Here is a 21038-nt window from a genome sequence, read left to right as displayed (position 1 = left end):
CATTACGCATAGTCGGCACCCCGGGCTGCGCTGTCACGAGACTTCCCCAAAATTGATTGGAATCTTTCACTTCGGAACTCTCACTTCTTTGATCGCCGGGAGTTGATAATTCCAGGGCCTACCAAGACTCTCAATCGCGTCGGTAACGCGTTTACTCGAATCGCTGTCCCAGAACCGGAAAGTTGCCCGCGTCCGTTCTTCATATGTTGGACTTCTTATGAACGCGTTCTTAGCCATGATCAAAAGTTCGGCAACGACGTCATCTGGCGCGGTTACGCGAGGGCCAAACCCGTCCAACTGGTAATCGAAGTAACCTTTTCGGTAAACATGTCCGCCCTTGAATATATCGTCCCCATCGAACTGAAAGTGAACAACATTGGAGCCGGCAAACGCAGCGTCGAAGACTAGTGACGAGAAGTCAGAAATTACCACAGCGGATTCAGCCAATTCATCCTGGATTCTGACGTCCGAGTAGTTTACACATGAGACAAACGCAGGAAGCTCGAGCAGGCCAATTATTGCCGCGAGATTTGGATGTCCCAAGAACTTGACGGCTAACCCGTTATCTCGCGCCAACTTCGCTAGGTCAGGGCTTCGCAGCAGCGCCAACCAATTCAATCCATATTCTGTTGACTCAAAGTAGGCGGATTTTTCTGACGGCGATGACAAACGTGACAGCGCTTCGGTCATGTACTGCCTCCAGGTCGGCGCGATCAGAATCGTCCGGCGTTGGCCTACCGGGAAAGAATTCGCCATTCTTCGCAGCCGATCGTGTCGAGGGAATCCAGTCAGTTTAACCTCATCGGCAGACCACTTATATGGGGTTTGGTCACCGACTATCGACCTGTGCTCGGCGTTCGTCGCCGTAATCATGAGGGAGAGTCGCTTGCCATTTATCCATCTAGAGAGATCGTCCTTCGTGACTCCGTGCTGGAGAAAAACAATCTTCGCGTCCCCCCGGCCGAACCGATCGGGATCAATGGGGTACTGAATACTTCGGTCAGCATGTGACGAAATTTTGTATGCGGCGTTTAGGACAAGTAAAACCGCTTCTTCGCTTCCGTACGCAACGAGGCGGAAACCCTCGTCCCTAAGCCTATTCCAATCCGGGCTGTCGGCAGCAAGCAGGAACCATGCGTTGATATCGGGCCGTTCATGCATCAGGTAGCGGTACAGGTGTTCAGCGTTGTCGTCAGCACGGTCGATCCTGTCCATCAGGACCCATGCGTCTCGATACAGGCTGCTGGACGGCTCTGACGCTGCCTTTGCGATTAGAGATTGGTCCAGGATGATAGGATCCCGGCCCGGCAATTTCCGCGCCTTGCGAACGGCGAGACGCCGGGCCACGCCCAAAGCGGCTCCGGGGACGGACGCCTGGCTGAGCATCGCGTGGAGCCTCAGTTTGCTCATCGCCTGCCCCGCTCTTGTCGTTAGCTCTTCCAGGTGTGGCCGCGCCGGCGCGCTGCTAGGACTTCTGTTTACTTTCGCTGAGCCGTTAGGCCGAGCGGTCAGTTCCGACTTGAGGCTGCTTTTCGCCAAGAAATTTCCCCGCTGTGGGACATTCCACTTGGCAGTGAGGCGCGCTCGTTCTCCGTTTAGATAAACGACGGCCCGTCCCAAGGGCAAGGTGAAAACGCGTTCCTGGACTAGGACTCTTCCGAAGAGTGCATGGTCTATGGTCTTCACGGCAATGGGCACCACAGTGCGACCATCCACTCGAAATTCCTCCAGAGGCTGTCCGCCACCAAACATATAGCTGAATTTCGTAGTCTTGCGACTCGAGTTGTCTCCCCAATTGATTACTACCGGGGTCGGCTCCATTGGCGTCTTATAGTGATGCAGCAAGATGTTGTGGAAGACCCAGCCTTGACTCACTGCGGCAAAATTCTCGATCGTCTCAACATCAATGAGCGACATAATCTGGTCGAGATTCGTGTGGATAAGGCGCTGGAGCTCCTTAGTGATGGTCCCGGTACCGCTGTGCATGGCCTTGTCTGCGATGTACATCCAGACCAAATCGTATAAAACCATGGATTGGGCCCAAGCAGGAACATTCCCTAGATTCTTTTGGACACCTTGGAGGAGCCCCAGATATCCGAGACGAGGGACCTCGTCATAGGCGCGGGGATCGCTCCATGTCCCTTGTACCAGCGACGTCCCGTTGGATCGTTTTCGGTAGAAGTATCGGGCGGTTGCAACAATTCCTACGATCGGCTTGGGCACCAGCGAAAGGTACAGGCCGATGAAATTTGCGTCTTCAAACTTGGGTCGTATTTCCTCATCGAATCGAAGCCCGTGTTTTTCAATTACGCTTCTCTTGAGAAAGACAGTCCCGCCAGACAGATGGACGTGGTTGGGATCTTCGTCTAAGTCGACCAACCGATTCCCATGTCTGAATTTCCAGTCAAGGGGATGCGTATTGGTTGTCCGAATAGTCCCGTCCGCATGTTCGACAAGTCTTGACGTCAACATTTCCGACAAGGAATTACTGTCACTTTCCAGGAAGTGCGATACTTCAGCAAAGTATTCAGGATGGAGGATGTCGTCGGGATCGCAAAAGGTGATCCAGGAGTTTTTGGCGTGGCTTAGACCCACATTACGCGCTGAACCCGGGCCCCCATTTGACTTGGCGAATACGCGGATAACATCCGGGTACCTGGACCTCCAGGATTCGGCAATGCTTCGAGAAGCATCTGACGATCCGTCGTCAACAACAATGATATCCAAATCCTGGATTGGATACGATTGAAGCCGTATAGACCTAAAAAATGCATCCACGTAATTTTCAACGTTGTAGAGCGCCACAATGAGTGAAAATATACCTTTTGCCATGGTGTCCTTCGAATGGATTACTTTTATCGTACGGTTCAACTCAGCTTCTCTTCCCCTGATCCGAACCGGCAGCCCCTAGGTCGGTCCAGCCGGACGGGGAGCCCGTCGAGATAGGCGTCAGGAACTGCGTCCGCCCTTTCGATGCGATTCCCGACGGATACCACTCAGCAATTAGTTTCAAAATCCGCTCCCCCGCAAATCCGTCATCCCGGGCGGCGAAGCTAAGCCTCAGCTGTCGCTCGGGTTGTCCGAAGGCTCCTGAGCTTTCAACTCCCGGATCGTGAGCCAGCTGAACGAGCAGACTCTTCATGTTTTGGTGGAGAGGCCGAGGCGCGACTTGGTCCAGCCCCATGTATAAGCCGCGGACTTTCTCACGGTAATCGGCCAGATCAGGGGCAAGGAGGTGAATCGGCTTACCTGTGAGGCTGTAATCGAACATGAGAGATGAGTAGTCGGTGACAAGGCAATCGGAGGCAACCATGAGCTCGTTGATTTCAGGATAATCAGTCACGTCGATCGCATTCGAACCAAACTCGTCCTTTCTCTCCGCAACGATGTTGTGATGCGATCTGATAAGGAAAACTACTGAGTGTCCCAAGCTTCTCCGTGCAAGCTCCAAGTCAAGATAACTGACCGTGGTGTTCCCGTCGCTAGCATTGCGGGCGTTGTCGCGCCAGGTCGGTGCGTAAAGCACCGCCTGCTGATCAAATTTGAGGCCGATCCTGTCGCGGATTTGGTCCCGTTTCTGGGACAGATGTGCGACCAGGGAATCATTGCGGGGGTAACCTTCCGAAGCGATTCTGCCGTCGTAACCAAAAGCGGAGGGGAAGACTCGCACTGCGTGTTCGTTCTGTGCCAGGAGCAGGTCCCATTGCTTCGCTTCGCGTGACATGAGACGCCGATAGCTGGGACTGATGGAGTGCTGCGGAGCGTCGAGTCCGATCTTCTTCAGAGGCGTTCCGTGCCACGTTTGGACGTAACGTTGCCCAGGTCTCTTCCGGAAAAAGTGGGGGAAGTTGTGGTTATTGACCAGTACCGAGGCAGTCTCCAAAGCGTGGAACCAGCGCGGTGAGCCGATGACCACTGGAATTGCGTAGGCAGGAACCGGTACGGAGTGGTCAATGATGGACCAATAGATCTTTCCCTCGAAAGCCGAGTCGTGAAGTGCATCCGAAATGCCCCGGGGGCTATCCGTGCAACTCTTTCCCCCGAAGCTCTCGAAGAACATGGCCTTCTCCAGACCGTGACCGCCGGCGGAATATCGTTTCCGGAGGATCTGCTGTCCGTACCGGCTGCGGTCCTCCGGCGCTATCGGCGGACCGATCCTAACCGCAAAATGGCCGGACTCAGTGCGGTATGCCCGGACAGCGGCGTGGCGCGTCAGGCTTTCACTGGGAAGTGCGCCCGCTGCCTCCAACGTGATCGGGATAGGCGAGCCATGGTCTCCGGCACCGCCTGCGCTCTTTACCGAGCGGAGACTATAAAAACCGGATGGCGGCGCCGGAGTAGAGTCACCCCAAAAGTCCCGGGCTAACGGAAAGACAACTGTGGCCGTGCCCTTCCGGTGGTCCACGTCCGATTCAAGATGCGTCAAAGTAAATTTTGTGGTCGCAAGACACACATCGGGGATGCTCTCCGCTTCCCGACGATTCGTTGGTGGAATCGCGAGCTCAACGAAGATCTTTTCCTGCTCGGCGTCGAGCCTAAAGCTGCTGACCCGCAACTTGGAATGAATCTCGGGCTCGTCCGCGGGGACGTCGACGATGATTGACCCCGCAAAGGATCCCTGGGTTACCAACAGACGCAATTTCAACGGTCGCCCGGCAGATGGCACTCCCACACTGAAGCCACAATCTGCATGGCTGGCGGTCGGGTCAGGGGCGGCAAAGTCTATTTGCTCGCAGCTCCACGGCCTGACTGCGTTCAGCTGAGTTTCCTGGCCGTCCCCATGAACCATGGAAACCGAAAGTTCTCTCGGAAACTCGCGGTGATTCAGCCCTTCGATAAAAGCGAACCCCTCGATAGCAAGGCCATCGTCGGCGCTCCGCCGTACGCGGCTGACGCTGCCCCGGATTTTCAGGTGATCTGGAGCTACTCCGAGTAAGTCATGACCGATCTTGGTGTGTAGCTGCTTCAGGACTTCTGGTCCGGCGAAATAGCCGGCCTCTTCTGCAAGAACGGGATAGATACTCCCGTGATCAACACGATCCAAGACGAGCGTCTCGACGTCTCGTCGATTGTTCGCAACCGCGCAGAGGATCAGTAGTCGTGGGTAAACCTCAAGCTCCCGAATTTGATATGGGGCGCACTGATTAGAGAGCCAGACGACACATGCACGTAGCAGTGACCAGTACTCTTCGTCCTTTCGCGGGACCATTTCAAAGTATTGAAGAAGATCTACACCGAGAGCCCGTAGAAACCATTGCCGTTGGACCGACTCCGGAGCGTGCTGGTTAAGGAGTTCCGTAACATCCTGAATTACTTGCACCCTGTCACGGAGGTCCTCAAGGCGTTGCTTTCCCTGTGTGATGGACGATCCATCCGCTCTAATACGCCACCGGTATACCTCCTCAGGCAACACGTCAAAGGAGGAAGCGCAAACGTACGCCCGCGCCGTCGTCTCCTGATCCTCGTAGAGGAGGTTTTCTGGGATCGGCTCTACTTTGGCGCGCCAGAACTCCAAGCGATATGTCTTGTTCCACAGAAATACGTCATGGATTATCTCGGGCATCTCGTGCAAGGAGATACCGATCCGCCGCTCCGCGTGCAGTGTGTCCGACATTGCCACCCTGAGGCGCCGGCCACCCTGGAGGCGCGTGTGGCCACCGACAACGAAATCAGAACCGCTGGCAGCAAGATTTCCTACCATGGTTTGGTAGGCACCTTGAGGAACGAAATCGTCGGCATCGGCAAAAGCCAGAAATTGGCCGGCCGCGTGTTTTACCGCAAAGTTGCGGGCCTTCCCGTTTCCCCCGTGCTGGAGCTCAAGGATGCGGACGCGTCGGTCGAACTGAGCATAGCGTCGGGCGATCGAGAGCGTCTCATCCGTCGAGCCGTCGTCGACTAGCAAAATCTCTAGATAGGGATAGCTTTGCGTAACGATGCTGTCCAGCAATGTAGGTAGGTATTCGGCCACGTTGTACATGGGCACGACAACGCTCAAAAGACCGTGGTTCTTGCTCCCGGAGCGACGGTTCATGAGCCGAAGGATCCGCGCTCTAACGGCCGGGTGGGACCGGGACGCGGTCTTCCGTAGCAGGTCTTTGAGGTTGTATGACTTGAATCTTTGGGCCATGGACAGATCCGATTTCACGTCAGCTCCAACTTGCTGAACCGCCATCGCGCCAGAAGCCGCGGGTATCAATAATCTTTTTGCCGGCAAGGCTCGCGCGATCAATCTCGCGGAATTTATCATGGTCCACCAGCAACACAACCACGTCGGCCGCTTCAATCGCAGCCTCAGCCTCCACGAGTCTGATGTTTTGGAGCGTCGTCAAGGCAGAGGGAATGCCATCCGAGTGCGGTGCTGCGACGAGGATCCTTGCTCCCGGGGCGGACTCCCCCAGCCGTCGAACAATGTCCAGCGCTGGAGACTCTCGCGTGTCATCAATGTTGGCCTTGAACGCTAATCCCAACGCCGCAATTGTTGGGCTGGATATACCCGATACGGCGTCCATTACCTGTGCAATGACATGGCCAGGTTTTGAGTCATTGACCTCACGTGCGGTGCGGATGAGCCTCGAGTTCGCCCTATCGGCGGCGACTATGAACCAGGGGTCTACTGCTATGCAGTGACCACCGACACCGGGTCCAGGGTTGAGGATGTCCACCCGCGGGTGGTGATTCGCGAGCTCAATGAGGTCCCACACATTAATGCCCAGATTGTCACTAATAACGGACAGCTCGTTGGCGAACGCGATGTTCACATCGCGGTAGGCGTTCTCGACCAGCTTGGCCATCTCTGCCGTTGCAGCGTCACTCAAATGAATCTTGCCCTGGCAAAATACGCTGTACAGTGCGGCTGCGGCCGAGGCGGCCTCGTCAGTCAGCCCTCCGACTATCCGGTCGTTGGTGACCAACTCGATCATGATCCGACCCGGCAGGACGCGTTCCGGGCAGTGGGCGAACATCACTGCCGGACGACCGGCCGCACCATCAAGGCTCAGATCCGGGCGCAGGTCCAACACGAAGTCGGCGAGCATGGCAGTAGTTCCGGGAGGCGATGTGGACTCCAGAATGATCAACTCACCGCCGCGCAGCATCGGGGCAATGCCCTGAGCCGCAGCCCGGACAAACCGCAGGTCCGCTGACTTGTCGTCCGCGAACGGCGTGGGAACTGCCACTATGTAGGCGTCAGCGGCGGGTGTCGTGGTTTGGGCGACCAGCGATCCTTGGCTGACAGCTCCGGCCACATGGATTCCGAGATCCGGCTCGACGAACGGGACCTTACCCGCGTTGACTGCGTCAACGACACGGGAGTTGAGGTCAACGCCAGTAACGGAGAGGCCGTTCGCGGCAAGGATGGCTGCCGTGGGAAGGCCGATGTAGCCCAAGCCAATCACGGCAACGTTCTTGATCGTGGAAACGGTGTCGCCAGGCTTAAATGTGGATGTGGTCATGTGGTTCCCCAAAAAATCGTAGGCTTCCGGAGGCCATCAACTGGGCGTCGCTGACTTGCCAGGTGTGTTGTGAGCCCCCGCGGACTTGGAGGTAGTTAAACCGGTCCGACGAATAGGTGGTCATGCCCTGCTGCTGGGCCGTTTGAAGAAATGCAGTGTCTTCACCGAGTGACAACGGGGCAAAGGGGTTGTCTAAGAAAACCCGCCGAGGCGCCATGATCGTGGGCCCCATGACAAAGTCTGTGTAACGGTGCTCCTTGTCAGCAAAACGGACGATGTTGGCCTGGGACTGCTGGAGGTGCACATAGTGCGCCTGCTTGCCAACGATGTCCGCGCCGGAGAAGTTGAGCGCGAAAAGCTGATCGCTGAGATACTCCGGCCCGTAGCTGTCGTCATCATCCATTTTCGTGAGCACCTCGCCGCCAGCGGCGGCCGCACAAAGGTTGAGGCACTCCCCCAGCGACACGTCACGAGGAGCGCTCAGGACGACAGCGTTCTGTAGACCAAAGGTCTCCCTCAGCTCTGAGAGCCGCTTCTCTGGAATCTCAAAACCGTGGGTCAGCATCACGAGTTCGGTCTGAACTCCCCGTTGTTCGGCCAGAGTTCGGAAGACGTGCTCAATTTGCTGGGGCCGTATGGTGGGGACGAGAGCCGAAATGCTGGGCCGGGATGGCGTCTTGGCGCGCATCGGCAGGACGTGGCCCAGGATGTGCTCGGCTCGGTGGGAATAGGTATGCGCCTGCCATATCTTGCGCTGTGCCAAATGCACCGTGCGGTCATTAAGTTCAGGATTGTTCACCAGTGCCCTGGTGAGCTCGGCAGCGTGCTCACGGTCCACGGCGACAGGTACTTCCCGTTCGCTAAAGAACTTTCCTATGGCCTGGCTCGGGGCAGTAATGACTGGTGTGCCGGCTGCACTGATCTCAAAGATCCTGCGGGCGCACATACTGTCCGAGTCCACGACGGAGTTGACGTTGAGGAAGACCTTGTAGGCCTTGTAAGCGTTGAGCATCTGGACGTAGCTCAGCGTTCCCACGACGCGGGTGCTCAGTGGCGCGGGAAATTGGTAGCGAACATCTCCGCCCAAGCGTCGCGAAAAAATCTCAAGTCCTAGCGGCATCCTGGCTGAGGCATCCATGGCGCCGCCAAGGAGGTAGTCCATTTGCTGTTGGCGTTCAGGGTACTTGTGCGAAAAGTACATGCCGGCGAAGGCAACGTCTCTGCTGTGCCACCCACGGCGCGGCCTCACCGGATTGTGTACCGTCGGCTGGGCGGCGAATGAGAGCACGTCGATCCGGTCATGACCCAGGTCCGCTTTGTACTGTTCCACGCGGCCGGAGTCCGACGTGAAGACGTGATCGAACAACTTTGCTGCTGGGAGGAAATCCTCGTAGTGCGGCGGATCTTCTTTGTTCCAGAAGACTGTGGGAATCCCTTGCTCCTTGCACCATTGAAGCAATTCCCTGAACGTCGTGGCGGGACCGTGGGGGCCGGCGATTTTTCCACGCCATAGACCGTTGTTGCCCGTCCAGGCTGACTCGACGAACAGGAAGTCAATAGTGAGTTCGCTAAGGTCCTGACGCCATGAATTGGGATGGACGGAGTGAGTCGACCATTCGTATCCGAAGGCAAGCATGGAAAAGTCGTCCAATATCACGGCGGCCTTGATGTCCCCGCGCCTTGGGTCCAGCCCGGGGGGTGCGGCCTCGGCAAACGACAGCCTGCGCCTACTCCCCCGACCGGTCCAGCCCCCTTCTACACCCTCAACGTTCCGAGGAGCAGCGAAACCGCGCTCGACCAATTGGCGTTTGCGCCAGGTAACCACCTGCTGCATGCCACCCTTACGGAAGTGCCAAACAGCGCTTCGTAGATCCTGCGTGACGCCCACTAGCCGCGGACCCTACGTGAGGTTCGTTCGCGGACCTCGGTTGCTACCAGAACGGCCTTGGCGTCGTCCAAGATTTTCGAGGCAGAGTTGTTATTTCCCTTTGAGAGGTGCCTAGTGAAGTCCTGGTAAGCCTTGATGGCCGCCGCTGGTTCCCCATCCATGATGAGATCCCCCTTATCAAGCCAGATAACGCGAGTGCACATATCGCTGATGGTCTCGAGGCTGTGGCTTACTAGGAAGACGCAGCCAGCCTGAGCCCGGAGTTCGTCCATACGGAGCTTGCTGCGGTCCGCAAACTGCGCGTCCCCAGTATTGAGGGCTTCGTCCACCAAGAGGATCTCGGGGTCCACAGCGGCGGCAATGGCAAAGCGAAGGCGCGATGCCATGCCCGAGGAATAGGACTTCATCGGCAGGTGAATGGACTTCTCGAGACCGGAAAGCTCCACGATGCTGTCAAACTTGTCATCCGCTTCGGCCCGGCTCATTCCCATGGCTAAGCAACCAAGAATGACGTTCTGGTCACCGGAAAGGTCTTGTACCAACGCTGCGTTGACACCGAGCATAATTGGAGTGCTTGAGGCGTACACACCGCCCGACGTCGGCTTCGATTGACCGCTGATGATCTTCATGAGCGTGCTCTTACCGGAGCCGTTTCGGCCAATAATGCCCACCGATTCACCACGCTCAACCACTAGGGACATCTCGTTCAGCGCATGAACGGTAACCAGACTGGACTTAGGCACAGCACTGCGCAGGAAGCGCGACCTAAATCCCTCCCGCGGCCGCTCCACGGACTCGCTTGACGCAACCCGATAGCGCATTTGCACGCTGTCGACGACGACGCAAGGATGGCCGTCGATGTAGATGGCCTGATCATCCGCGTCCATACGATTCCTCACCTTTCCAGAAATACACGAGGCCAACAGCCAGGGCGCCAAGAGCCCAAACGGCAAGAATTGCCCACGACTGCCATTGCGGAACCCTGGCGTAGAGCACACAGTCGCGAATGATGTCGATCACGTTGAAAAGCGGGTTGAGCTTGATGAGGCCCAATATCTGCGGGTGCGTGACAAAACGGTCGTAGGTGTAGAAGATCGCCGACAGGTACATCCAAGCCCTCAGGGCAAACGGAATGAGATGCGTGATGTCGTTGATCCGGGAGATCATGCGCGCGAGTATCAGCCCGACGCCTAGATTGAAGAGGGCCTGCAACAGGACTGCTGGAATGACCAGCAGCCAGAGCCATGTGATCTCCTCAGCCGGCGGAAGAACCACAGTGATCAGCAGCATAGCCAGGAACAAGGGCACCGCTGACAGCAATTCCCGAACATTCGCGCCGATCGGCAGGGCTGCCCTGGGAAAGTTGAACGCTTGTACTACTGACTTGTTGTTGCGGATGGACCGGGCGCCTGAAGTGATGGCTCCAGAGCTGAATTGAAAGGTGAAAATACCAATGACCAGGTACCCGACGAAATTCTTGATGCCGCCGCTGGTGTGCAACAAGAGTCCGAAGATCAAGTAGTACGTCAGCCCGTTGAAAATCGGGTTCAGCAGCAGCCAGGCGCTTCCGAGGCGGTCGCGCCGCGTGCCACTTTGAACCCGGGCCCGCGCATCGTAAAAGATGAACTGCCGGAAGTCCCACAGCTGTACGAGGTAGTCGAGGAACCCGGGCCGGGAACCGACGCGGGTAAGCCTGCGCATGTCCACGGACAGTGGCTGGACGGCCGTCTGGTCCTGCGCCGCTTCGGTATCGGTGGACACTACGTCGTTCTCCTCATTTTTCACTTAGCAGCCCACTGTAGGCTGCCGCCAGAGCTCGCGCGTTCGCTGCCCAAGTCCTGGTTCCAAGCACTTCTAGCCGTCCGGCACGCCCCATACTGCCACCGCGCGTTGGATCCGCCAGGAGGGACTCCAACGCCGCTGACAAGGCCGGCGCATCGCCAGCCTGAACCAGCGAGCCGCTGACGCCTTCCTGCACAATCTCCGCCAGCGCGGGCAGCCTGCTGGCCACCACCGGGCGGGCACACGCCAATGCCTCCACCGGTTTCAGGGGCGTCACGGACCGGGTCACTTCCAGATCCTTGCGTGGCACCACAAAGATGTCCAAAGCCTGGTGATAGCGCACCGCCTGATCGCGCGGTACCCGCCCGGTGAAGATGATGCGGTCGCCAAAGCCTGACTCGCGAGCTTGAACCTCGAGCGCGGGGCGGGAGACACCGTCTCCCACAATCAGCAGCTTGAGGTGCGGAAATTGAGGAGCCAGCAATACAAAGGCCTCAATAAGGCCGTCGAGGCCTTCATAGGCTACCAAACTGCTGACTGTACCGATGTACTGCCCGCTCTCGTTGAGCCCTAGCTCACGGCGGGCGCTGCCGGCATCGAGCGGCTCCTTAAGGAAGTCACCACCGACAGCGTTTGGCGCAATCAGCACCTTTGCTTCCGGGATTCCGGCGGCCACAATGTTGGCCTTCATGGCACCACCCAAGGTCACCACGAGGTCGGCATCCCGCATGACCTCGGCCTCCCGTTCCTGGAACAGCCGGTAGCGTTCGCTTTCCTTGGCCGCCGGGCCACGCGTCGAAGCCCAGGTGTCGGCAAGTTGCCCGCGCACCTCATACACCCAGGGAATGCCCACGGCCCGGGCCACGGCGCGGACCACTAGGGCGTTGACGTAGTGCGTGGTGGTATGCAGCACGCTGGGCTTGAATTCCAGCACGATGTCCAGCAGCTCTTCGGCCTGTTGCTGCAGCCGCGCATCCACGGTTGCTGCCAGCTTTGCCGGAAGCAACCGCCGGTATCGGACACCGTCCACCACATCGAACGGCTTCGCGAATATCTTGCCGACCTGGACCGGGTACCCCAGCCTGGTCACGGCCAGCACGTCCCAGCCCGCAGCCTGCTGAGCGGCAAGGATGGAGTGTGACCGCTGCGCGTACCCGCTGGCTGTGTGCGGCAGGGAGTTGGTTAGCAGGTGCAGCGCGCGGCCCGGGACGGGACTGTACTCCACGCCGTCGAGTACCGGTGCCGCGCCGTTGAGGACGCTCAGCTCGGCTGCCAGCCGGGACCGCTGACCACGGCGTGCCCGACCGTCACCCGCCAGGACCTCGACGGCGTCGCTGACTGCGCCGTCGTACCAGAAGCGGCGGGCACGGGAACCGTCCAGACCCGGCGCGCCTTCCGCGCGGCCGAGGAAAGCATCGGCCACGGCAGGCAGCTGGGCGGCGAGGGCGACGTCGGCGAGCCGGCGGGCGCGCTCCCCCGTCGCTGCGGTTGCTGCGGCGAGGGACAGCCGCCGCTCAACGTCGGCGCCGGCTCCGCTCAACAGGGCGGCGAGGAGGACCGGAATAGAGACGGAATCCCGAGGAGCGAGACGGGTGACCGCCGCGGAGAGCGGGGCCACCAGACGCGCCGACAGGCGCCTGCTCAGCTGCAACAGCAGTAGCAGTGGATCGTCGGTCAGGTGGCTGCTGGCCACCCCTGCGGCCAGTCGGAAATTGCGGTAGAGCTGGGTCATCGGGAAGAGACCGTCTCCCGGTTGAGCAGTTTCTCGATCAGTCCCATGTACCGGTCCGCCAGCATGGAATAGTCGGCGTGTTCCTTGACCCATTGCCGGCTGGTGTCGTCCCGCACCAGCCGGGAACGGTCTGCCGCCAACTCGCGCCACAGTTCGGCCACTGCCTCCGGACCGCTGGCCACAATGTCGCCCGCCTCTGCATCTGCGACAATTCGCGCGGCTTCGCCAATCACGATTGCCGTGACGTGGCGGCCAAGGGACAAGACCTCGTAGGTCTTAGACGGCACGGTCGTTTCGAACGACTTCCAGTCATCCCTGAGCGAGACGATGCAGGTATCGGCCGCGGCATAGCGCGCCATCACGGCCGGCCCGTGCAGGGACGGGTGGAAGGTCACCGGCGCGTTCAGCTCGCTGGCCAGCTTCTGGAGCGCCGGCTTTCGTGTCCCGTCACCCACCAGGTGCAGGTGCATGGAGTCCCCCACCAGCGCACTGGCACGGATCACCACCTCCAGCCGCTGACTCGCGCCATGGTTGCCTAGGTACAGGGCCTCAAAGGTCTCGCGTTCCGGCTCCGGTGGGGACAGCACCGGGATGGTGTCCACATGCAACCCGTTGCTGACCGTTGCGACGTTTTTGATGCCGCGTCCGCGCAGCGTTTCGGCGAATCCCTCGGTGACAGTTACTACAAGGTCGGCACGGTGCTGGATGAAATCAACGGCCACCTCAACCAGGCTCTTGACCCGGCCCTTCACCATGCGGGAGTCGCGGGCGAGGTCCGGCCACGCGTCGCGCATTTCGACGATCAGGGGAGCCCGGCGGAGGCGGGCCAGGAGATACCCGGCGGCGAGGATAGGCAGGCTCGGCGCGGTGGCGATGACGACGTCGGGCCGCGGCGTGAAAAGTCCCACCGGAACAGACATGGCGGCGGAGAAGCAGTGATCGATGAACCGTGTCAGCTGGGAATTTCCGTGCGGCAGGTAGGGGACGCGCCGGATCTGCTCAGAGAACTGGCCCTTTTGCCGCCGGAACGCACGGCCTGCCACCTTGGCAGGAAGATCGCGCCGTCCAGCCGGGGCGTGGGCAACCGGCGTGATCACGTCGATATCCCAGCCGGTGGCGCAGAATTCCTTCAGCAGGGCCGTCCAGCGGCGCTGGGGCGGGCTGCTCTCCGGCCAATAGGAATGCACCAACAGGCTGACGCGAAGCGGCCGGTTCGCTCTCTCAGGAGTTTCGGACGGGTTCGGGCGGACTTCCTGAGCCACCTTAACGTGCGCCCTTCGAGGTCGCCCGGCCCCTCGCGCCCAAGGCGCGGAAGTATGCAAGGCCAGCCGCCAGCAGGACCAGGACGGTTATAAGCTGCACGCCGAAAGGGCTGCCGGTCGCCGCGGTCACTGCTGCCTGGATCACCGGGGAGGACTGGATCACCGGGTCCGCCTTTTCAGGCTCCGGTGCCGGCGTCTTGGAAGGTGCGGCCGACGCCGGCGCGGCTGAAGCGCTGGCCGACGGAGTCGCCGTCGTCGTTGGCGTGCTTTCCCCGACGGTTGGTGCCGGGTCCGCTGGCGGAACAACCGGAGCCTCCGGAACGGGCACTTGAACCGCCGGTGCCGGAGGCGGGATGATCGGTGCTGCCGGTGCCGGGCCGGCGGGCGGACGTACCGGCGCCGCCGGGGCGGGCGCCTGCGACGACGGCGCGGGGACTGGCGCCGGGGCCGGAGCCGGGGCGGGATCCGGCGCGGGGGCAGGATCCGGTGCCGGAGCGGGCTCGGACGGCGCCGGATCCACGATCACGATGGGATCGGGGGCAGGTGTGCCATCACCTTCCGCGTAGGCGGGGGCGGAACCCAGGCTGAGGAAAAGCGCCGCGGCGGCGCCGAAAGCCGCAGTCTTCAGAGTGGTCCGGTAACCACCGCAGCGTGAAGTGTTCAAGTGTTCCCCCAAAGCAAAATCCTGTTCGGTACGTCGTAAGTTCAGCGCCGTACTTTACGTCGGGGCCGCATTTCTGAGTCGGCACCGAGAGCATCCTACCGGTTTCCCGGCAATTCCCTGAACAATAGCGCGTCGTTAGGAACCCGAGCCGATGGACTTGACGAAACTGCCTAGGGTGTCCCCGCGCAGGGCGGCGGCGACCTTGGCGATGGCGGCATCGTCCCGCAACACGATGGATTGGCCGTCCGCAGAGGTCCCGATTCCCGAGGTCGGCAGGGTGAAACTGGCCACGTCTGCAGTCCGGACAGCGCGCAGCCCCACCGCCAGGGAGGCCACCGCAGCCGCGTCGAGAGACTTGTCCACGCTGACGTACGGCGAGACGGTATCCACCAGGCTGCTGATCCTGACCGGATTGGTCAGCGTCTCCGCCGTGAGGAACTTTGACATGAGTGCCTTCAGGAATAGCTGCTGGTTCTTGACGCGCTGGTAATCGCCGTCGCTGAAGGCTTTGCGCTCCCGAACGAACGCCAGGGCCTGTTCGCCGCTGAGTTGCTGCTTTCCGGCGGCAAACGAGAACTCTTTGGTATTGAAAGCCGTTGGCACGTTGACGTTGACGCCGCCCAGGGCATCAGTCATTGCCTTGAACCCTTCAAAATCGACCACAGCGACGTGGTCGAGTCGGGTATCGAACATGCCTTCCAGAGTCTGGACGACCAGGGGAATGCCGCCCAGTGCCATGGCGGCGTTCATCTTTGCCTCGCCGTGTCCGGGAATCTGCACCCAGGTGTCGCGCATGATGGACATCATGTAGATGTTCTTGCGGTCCGCGGGGATATGCACCCACATCATGGTGTCCGAGCGCTGGTCCGAGGGACCGCCGGCTTCTGCGTCGCCGAGAGTTGCGGCGCGGCTGTCGCTGCCGAGCAGCAGCAAGTTTACGGCGTCGGTCTTGGTCTCGGCCGGGCGCGCAGATTCAGCCGGAAAGGCCTGCTCGATTTTTTGCGACTTGGAGTTGAAGCTGTTCGCCAGATTGTAGGCGTAAACCCCGGCACCAACGGCTACGACGAGAAAGAACGCCACGACGCCCAACAGTACGTTGCGCGCAGTTTTCTTCTTTTTGGTCTTCGTCCGGGACCCCTGGGCGTCCTCGTAGGGAACCTGGTCTTCAGTTTCAACGGGCATGAATGCGTCCCCAACTCTTGTAACAGCGAACAGAAATTGCTCGGCCCATTGTGCCACGGACTCGTGAATGTTCCGGTCTCAATGGGCGCTCGGGCCGGGATAGGCTGGATGGATGCAGCAGCTCCGCCCGCACGGTTCCCTTCGTCCGCTTCGCCTTCTGGCAACCGCCGCCGCAGCCGGGCTCGTGCTCAGCGCCTGCTCCCCCGTCGTCGACGTCACGCCTGCCAAGGACGCAGCGAACGCCGCCTGCGCACCCATGATGCTGGCGCTGCCGGACAGCCTTGGCGATGCGAAACTGCGGAAGACCAACAGCCAGGCGACGGCGGCGTGGGGCGACCCGTCCCTCGTGGTCCTGCGCTGCGGCGTCAACGTCCCCGGCCCCACCACCGACCGCTGCGTCAGCGTCAACGGAGTCGACTGGGTGATCAAGGAAGGCAACCCGGTGTGGACGCTGACCACGTTCGGGCGCGAACCCGCCACGGAAATCCTGATGGACCCCAACAAGATCAGCTCGGCCACCGTGCTGGCGGAGCTCGCCGCCCCGGCCGCGAAGATCAAGGCAAGCCGGAAATGCGTGGGCCAAGAGGACCTGCAGAACCTGCCGACCGGAAAGTAGCGACCCAGGCGCTGGGCCCACGCCGGCAGGGTTCCCTGGCCGAAGCGGAGCGAGATCAGGGCGCCAGTGGGGATTAGCGCAGGCCGGTCTTGCGGTGCAGGGCCAGATAGATCAGCTCGTCGATCAGCTCCGCATAGCCCAGCCCCGAGGCCTTCCACATCTGCGGATACATGCTCTTCGGCGTGAAGCCGGGCATGGTGTTGATCTCGTTGATGATCAGTTCGCCCTCGGGCGTGTAGAAGAAGTCCACCCGGCTCAGGCCTTCGGCGCCGACGGCGTCGAAAGCGACCGCCGCGAGCTCGCGGACCCGGGCGATGGCCTCGTCGGGGAGGTCGGCCGGGCAGCTGAGCGCGGCGGCGTCGTCCTCCACGTACTTGGCGTTGAAGTCGTAGAAGTCGTGGCCGCCACCGGCAACCGAGATTTCGCCCGGCATGGATGTACGGGGCGCATCGGTCCCGCGACCTTCCAGCACGGCGCATTCAATCTCGCGGCCGACGATGCCGGCCTCGATCACCAGTTTGGGATCGTGTTCCCGGGCAGCCTCAATCGCGGCGTCCAGTTGATCGAGCGAATCCACCTTGGAGATGCCCATCGAGGAGCCGGCCCGCGCGGGCTTGACGAAGACCGGGAACCCGAGCTGGTCCACGCGCTTGCGCACCAGCTCAGGGTCGGTGAGCCACTGCCGGTCCGTCACCGTGATGTAGGGACCCACACGCAGTCCGGCGGATTCGAAAACCACCTTCATGTAGTGCTTGTCCATCCCCACCGCCGAAGCCAGGACGCCGGCGCCCACGTAACGGGTGTCGGAGAGCTCCAGGAGACCCTGGATGGTGCCGTCCTCGCCAAACGGCCCGTGCAGTAGCGGAAAGACCACGTCCACCGAGCCAAGCTCCTGCGGGACCTGGTTCGGGGAGGCCACAATCAGCTGGTGTTCTCCGCTGATCTCGGCCAGCGTCACGGTCTGGTCCGACGGCGCCACTTCCGGCAGTGAGGAGGCGGAGAGCGACCAATCCTTGGTGTCTCCCGAGGCCAATACCCACTGGCCGGTCTTGGCAATCCCGATTGGGATCACCTCGTACTTGGTCTGGTCAATCGCGCCGAGGACACCGGCCGCCGTGACGCAGCTGACCGCGTGCTCGCTGGAGCGGCCGCCGAACAGCACCGCCACCCGGGGCCTGGACCGGGCGGACCGGGATTCTGGAGTCAAGTTCATTTCCGACACTCTTAGTAATCGCCTTCGGATTTCAGGTCCCGGGACAGCAGCAACGGTCCCAGTTCGTCTACGGACAGTTTTCCGGCCAGCACCGCGACGACGGCGGCGGTGATGGGCATCTCGACGCCCAGCTTGCCGGCCAGTTCGTGCACGGCCTGCGCCGATTTGATGCCTTCGGCGGTCTGCGTCATTTCGGCCGTGACCTGCTCCAGGCTCAGGCCGGTGCCCAGCAGCCGTCCGGCCGTGTGGTTCCGCGACAGCGCGGACGAACAGGTGGCGACGAGGTCGCCCAGGCCCGCAAGACCCGCCATGGTCCGGGCTTCGCCGCCGAGGGCCAGCGTCAGCCGGGACGTCTCGGCGAGGCCGCGGGTGATCACAGAAGCCTTGGTGTTGTCGCCCATCTGCTTGCCTTCGCAGATGCCGACGGCCAGGGCAATGATGTTCTTCACGATGCCGCCGATTTCGACGCCCACCACATCCGCCGTCGTATACGGGCGGAAATAGGGTGCCGTGCAGCTGCGGGCCATCCAGCCCGCCGCCGCAGCGTCCGAGCAGGCCACGACGGACGCCGTCGGCTCCTCCCGGGCAATCTCCATGGCCAGGTTGGGACCGGAAACCACGGCGACGCGTTCTGCGGGGATGGCCAGCTCCTCGCAGATCACCTCGCTCATCCGGGCATCCGAGTGCAGCTCCAGGCCCTTCATCAGCGAAACCACCAGCGCGCCGGGTCCGATCAGGTCCTTCCATTCGCGCAGCTGGAGGCGCAGGGTCTGGGCAGGGACGGCCAGGACCACAAGGTCGGCGCCGGCGAGGACCTCGGCCACGTCGGTGGAGGCGGTGATGCTGGCGGGCAGGGCGATGCCTTTGAGGTACTGCTCGTTGCGGTGCTCGCTGTTGATCTGGTCCACGACGGCGGCGCGGCGGCCCCAGAGGCGGATGCCGCGCTCGACGCCGGAGGCGGTGGCCGCGTCGGCGAGGATCTTCGCGAAGGTCGTCCCCCAAGATCCGGCCCCGAGCACGGCAACACACGTGGCGGAGTCAGTGGCCTCCGTGGCGGGGAGCTCCACCGTCATTTGGCACCGTCCGTGGCGCTGCCGCTGTCCGGGGTGGTTTCCGAGGCCGCGCCGGGCTTCCCACCGCGTTCGATGAAGCGCCCATGGGTGGACTGGTTGTGCGCCGAAGGGTCCCAGCGCACCAGCGGCGGCTGTCCGCCGCGCAGGGTTGCCAGCAGTTCGGTGATGGCGTCCATGATCACGTTGGTTGCCTCGGTCAACGTCGCTTTGTCCAGGGGCCGTCCGGCGAAGGCACTCAGGTCCACCGGGTCACCCACCAGCACGCGCGAGGTCTTCCGGGGAAACACGTGGAAGCGCTTGGCATAGCGCGGAAAGACTTCATGCGCTCCCCAATGGGCCATCGGGACCACCGGGATGCCGCTTTCCAGCGCCATCCGGGCAGCACCGGTGTGGCCCTTCATTGGCCACAGCTCCGGATCGCGCGTCAGCGTGCCCTCGGGGTAGATGATGATGGCGCCGCCCTCGTCCACGACTTCCTTGGCGACCTGCAGCGAACGGTTGGCACCCGCCGTCGACCGCTCCACCGGCACCTGCTTGGTGTTGCGCAGCACCGAACCCAGTACCGGGACCTTGAACAGGCTGCCCTTGGCCAGGAAGTGCGGCATCCGGTTCTGGTTATAGAGCATGTGCCCGATCACCAGCGGATCGATCTCGGTGCAGTGGTTGGGCGCGGCAATGAAACCGCCGGCGGGAAGTTTCTCCAGCCCCTCCCACTTCTTGTTCATCAGCAGATTCATGACGGGCCGGACAATTCCGGCCACGATGACAAAGGTGATGTGGCTCTTGGCCGTTTCCTTCACGTGGTCCCCGCTACCGGGCCGACGTGATGTCGAAATCGGCGCCCAGGCCCGCGAGCTTCTCGGTGAAACGCTCGTAGCCGCGGTTGATGATGTCGATGCCGGTGACCCGCGAGGTGCCGGTGGCGGCCAGGGCCGCGATGAGGTGGCTGAAGCCGCCGCGCAGGTCGGGCACGTCGATGTCGGCGCCCTTGAGCTGCGTGGGGCCGGAGATGACGGCGGAATGCAGGAAGTTGCGCTGGCCGAACCGGCACGGGACACTGCCAAGGCATTCGCGGTGGACCTGGATGCTGGCGCCCATCCGGATCAGGGCGTCGGTGAAGCCGAAGCGGTTCTCGTACACGGTCTCGTGCACGATCGAGACGCCCTCGGCCTGGGTGAGTGCCACCACCAGGGGCTGCTGCCAGTCGGTCATGAAGCCGGGGTGCACATCGGTTTCCAGCACCAGCGGGTTGAGCTTTCCGCCGGGGTGGTAGAAGCGGATGCCGTCCTCGCCGATGTCCATGCCGCCGCCCACCTTGCGGTAGGTGTTCAAGAACGTCATCATGTCGCGCTGGGTGGCGCCTTCGACGAAGATGTCGCCGCGGGTCACCAGGGCGGCGGAGGCCCAGGACGCGGACTCGTTGCGGTCGGAGAGGGCCCGGTGGTTGTAGCCGCCCAGATCCTGCACGCCCTCGATCCGGATGGTGCGGTCGGTCTGGACGCTGATGATGGCGCCCATCTTCTGCAGCACGGCGATGAGGTCCACAATTTCGGGTTCGGTGGCCGCACCCGAGAGTTCGGTGATGCCCTCGGCCCGGGTTGCGCTGAGCAAGACCTGTTCAGTGGCCCCAACCGACGGGTAGGGCAGCGCGATCTTGGCGCCCTTGAGGCCGTTCGGGGCGGAGATGTGGATGCCGCCCGGGCGCTTCTCCACGACGGCGCCGAACTGGCGCAGCACGTTGAGGTGGTAGTCGATCGGACGGTCGCCGATCTTGCAGCCGCCAAGGTCCGGGATGAAGGCCTCGCCGATGGCGTGGATCAGGGGTCCGCAGAGCAGGATCGGGATGCGCGAGTCGCCGGCGTGCGCGTCGATGGCCGTGTGCGAGGCCGTCTTGGCGTTGGTCGGGTCCAACGTCAGGTCCCCGGTGACCGGGTCCTTGTCCACCGTGACGCCGTGGAGCTGGAGCAGGCTGGTGACAACCTCAACGTCCTTAATTTCGGGGACGTTGCGCAACACGGACGGCTCATTGCCCAGCAGGGCAGCAACCATCGCCTTGGGGACAAGATTCTTGGCCCCCCGAACGGTGACGCGGCCGGTCAGCGGGACGCCTCCGCGGATTGTCAGAACACTACTCATTTACCAGTTTCCTCACGACTACTCGCCCCCAAATCCTTA

14 protein-coding genes are annotated in these 21038 nt (G+C 61.4%); 1 reads left to right on the top strand and 13 read right to left on the bottom strand.

Annotated elements, in window-relative coordinates:
* Window positions 1-66: 66 nt before the first annotated feature.
* The 9 genes from AC1DH3_RS04230 to AC1DH3_RS04190 all read right to left on the bottom strand — a co-directional run bounded on the left by AC1DH3_RS04230 (window position 67) and on the right by AC1DH3_RS04190 (window position 16018).
* Window positions 67-2832, bottom strand: coding sequence for a bifunctional glycosyltransferase/CDP-glycerol:glycerophosphate glycerophosphotransferase (locus tag AC1DH3_RS04230; RefSeq protein WP_476908656.1), 2766 nt, complete (start codon window positions 2830-2832; stop codon window positions 67-69).
* Between the two features lie 40 nt (window positions 2833-2872).
* Window positions 2873-6031, bottom strand: a complete 3159-nt coding sequence (locus tag AC1DH3_RS04225) for a bifunctional glycosyltransferase/CDP-glycerol:glycerophosphate glycerophosphotransferase (RefSeq protein ID WP_476908655.1) — start codon at window positions 6029-6031, stop codon at window positions 2873-2875.
* A 115-nt stretch (window positions 6032-6146) separates the two neighbouring features.
* On the bottom strand, window positions 6147-7451 hold the full coding sequence (wecC, locus tag AC1DH3_RS04220) for a UDP-N-acetyl-D-mannosamine dehydrogenase (RefSeq protein ID WP_476908654.1): 1305 nt from the start codon (window positions 7449-7451) through the stop codon (window positions 6147-6149).
* A complete protein-coding gene (locus AC1DH3_RS04215; protein ID WP_476908843.1) occupies window positions 7432-9108 on the bottom strand; it encodes a glycosyltransferase family protein in 1677 nt (558 codons plus the stop codon). The genes wecC and AC1DH3_RS04215 overlap by 20 nt, the downstream gene beginning before the upstream one ends.
* Window positions 9109-9338: 230 nt before the next feature.
* Window positions 9339-10226 (bottom strand): ABC transporter ATP-binding protein, encoded by an 888-nt coding sequence (locus tag AC1DH3_RS04210; protein WP_476908653.1) that lies wholly within the window; start codon window positions 10224-10226, stop codon window positions 9339-9341.
* A complete protein-coding gene (locus AC1DH3_RS04205) occupies window positions 10213-11100 on the bottom strand; it encodes an ABC transporter permease (protein WP_476908652.1) in 888 nt (295 codons plus the stop codon). Before AC1DH3_RS04205 ends, AC1DH3_RS04210 begins: the two co-directional genes overlap by 14 nt.
* Before the next feature lie 13 nt (window positions 11101-11113).
* Window positions 11114-12853 carry a glycosyltransferase family 4 protein gene (locus AC1DH3_RS04200; RefSeq protein ID WP_476908651.1) on the bottom strand — a complete coding sequence of 580 codons (1740 nt, stop codon included), beginning with the start codon at window positions 12851-12853 and terminating at the stop codon, window positions 11114-11116.
* Window positions 12850-14040 carry a glycosyltransferase family 4 protein gene (locus AC1DH3_RS04195; RefSeq protein WP_476908842.1) on the bottom strand — a complete coding sequence of 397 codons (1191 nt, stop codon included), beginning with the start codon at window positions 14038-14040 and terminating at the stop codon, window positions 12850-12852. The genes AC1DH3_RS04200 and AC1DH3_RS04195 overlap by 4 nt, the downstream gene beginning before the upstream one ends.
* A gap of 874 nt (window positions 14041-14914) precedes the next feature.
* Window positions 14915-16018 carry an LCP family protein gene (locus AC1DH3_RS04190; RefSeq protein ID WP_476908650.1) on the bottom strand — a complete coding sequence of 368 codons (1104 nt, stop codon included), beginning with the start codon at window positions 16016-16018 and terminating at the stop codon, window positions 14915-14917.
* 55 nt (window positions 16019-16073) lie between these two features.
* Here AC1DH3_RS04190 and AC1DH3_RS04185 point away from each other — a divergent pair, with 55 nt between their 5' ends.
* Window positions 16074-16577 carry a DUF3515 family protein gene (locus tag AC1DH3_RS04185; RefSeq protein ID WP_476908649.1) on the top strand — a complete coding sequence of 168 codons (504 nt, stop codon included), beginning with the start codon at window positions 16074-16076 and terminating at the stop codon, window positions 16575-16577.
* 73 nt (window positions 16578-16650) lie between these two features.
* On the opposite strand, the gene AC1DH3_RS04180 is transcribed toward AC1DH3_RS04185, so the two are convergent.
* The 4 genes from AC1DH3_RS04180 to murA are packed head-to-tail and all read right to left on the bottom strand — an operon-like array spanning window position 16651 to window position 20999.
* The gene (locus tag AC1DH3_RS04180; RefSeq protein WP_476908648.1) at window positions 16651-17790 is read right to left on the bottom strand and encodes a D-alanine--D-alanine ligase family protein; all 1140 of its coding nucleotides are present in this window, start codon (window positions 17788-17790) and stop codon (window positions 16651-16653) included.
* Between the two features lie 11 nt (window positions 17791-17801).
* Window positions 17802-18863, bottom strand: a complete 1062-nt coding sequence (locus AC1DH3_RS04175) for an NAD(P)H-dependent glycerol-3-phosphate dehydrogenase (RefSeq protein WP_476893643.1) — start codon at window positions 18861-18863, stop codon at window positions 17802-17804.
* Window positions 18860-19663, bottom strand: a complete 804-nt coding sequence (locus tag AC1DH3_RS04170; protein WP_476908647.1) for a lysophospholipid acyltransferase family protein — start codon at window positions 19661-19663, stop codon at window positions 18860-18862. Before AC1DH3_RS04170 ends, AC1DH3_RS04175 begins: the two co-directional genes overlap by 4 nt.
* Window positions 19664-19673: 10 nt before the next feature.
* The gene (gene murA, locus AC1DH3_RS04165) at window positions 19674-20999 is read right to left on the bottom strand and encodes a UDP-N-acetylglucosamine 1-carboxyvinyltransferase (RefSeq protein ID WP_175323955.1); all 1326 of its coding nucleotides are present in this window, start codon (window positions 20997-20999) and stop codon (window positions 19674-19676) included.
* Window positions 21000-21038 lie beyond the last annotated feature (39 nt).

It is taken from the genome of Arthrobacter sp. 05L428, assembly GCF_056397665.1.
Note: the sequence above shows the minus strand (reverse complement) of the source record. Positions and strands in the feature narration are given on the sequence as shown.

Excerpts from the sequence above, each read along its gene's own strand:
- AC1DH3_RS04230 (WP_476908656.1), bottom strand. The coding sequence starts at position 2,832 with ATGGCAAAAGGTATATTTTCACTCATTGTGGCGCTCTACAACGTTGAA.
- AC1DH3_RS04185 (WP_476908649.1), top strand. The coding sequence starts at position 16,074 with ATGCAGCAGCTCCGCCCGCACGGTTCCCTTCGTCCGCTTCGCCTTCTG.
- AC1DH3_RS04180 (WP_476908648.1), bottom strand. The coding sequence starts at position 17,790 with ATGAACTTGACTCCAGAATCCCGGTCCGCCCGGTCCAGGCCCCGGGTG.
- AC1DH3_RS04175 (WP_476893643.1), bottom strand. The coding sequence starts at position 18,863 with ATGACGGTGGAGCTCCCCGCCACGGAGGCCACTGACTCCGCCACGTGT.
- AC1DH3_RS04225 (WP_476908655.1), bottom strand. The coding sequence starts at position 6,031 with ATGAACCGTCGCTCCGGGAGCAAGAACCACGGTCTTTTGAGCGTTGTC.
- murA (WP_175323955.1), bottom strand. The coding sequence starts at position 20,999 with ATGAGTAGTGTTCTGACAATCCGCGGAGGCGTCCCGCTGACCGGCCGC.
- AC1DH3_RS04200 (WP_476908651.1), bottom strand. The coding sequence starts at position 12,853 with ATGACCCAGCTCTACCGCAATTTCCGACTGGCCGCAGGGGTGGCCAGC.
- wecC (WP_476908654.1), bottom strand. The coding sequence starts at position 7,451 with ATGACCACATCCACATTTAAGCCTGGCGACACCGTTTCCACGATCAAG.
- AC1DH3_RS04210 (WP_476908653.1), bottom strand. The coding sequence starts at position 10,226 with ATGGACGCGGATGATCAGGCCATCTACATCGACGGCCATCCTTGCGTC.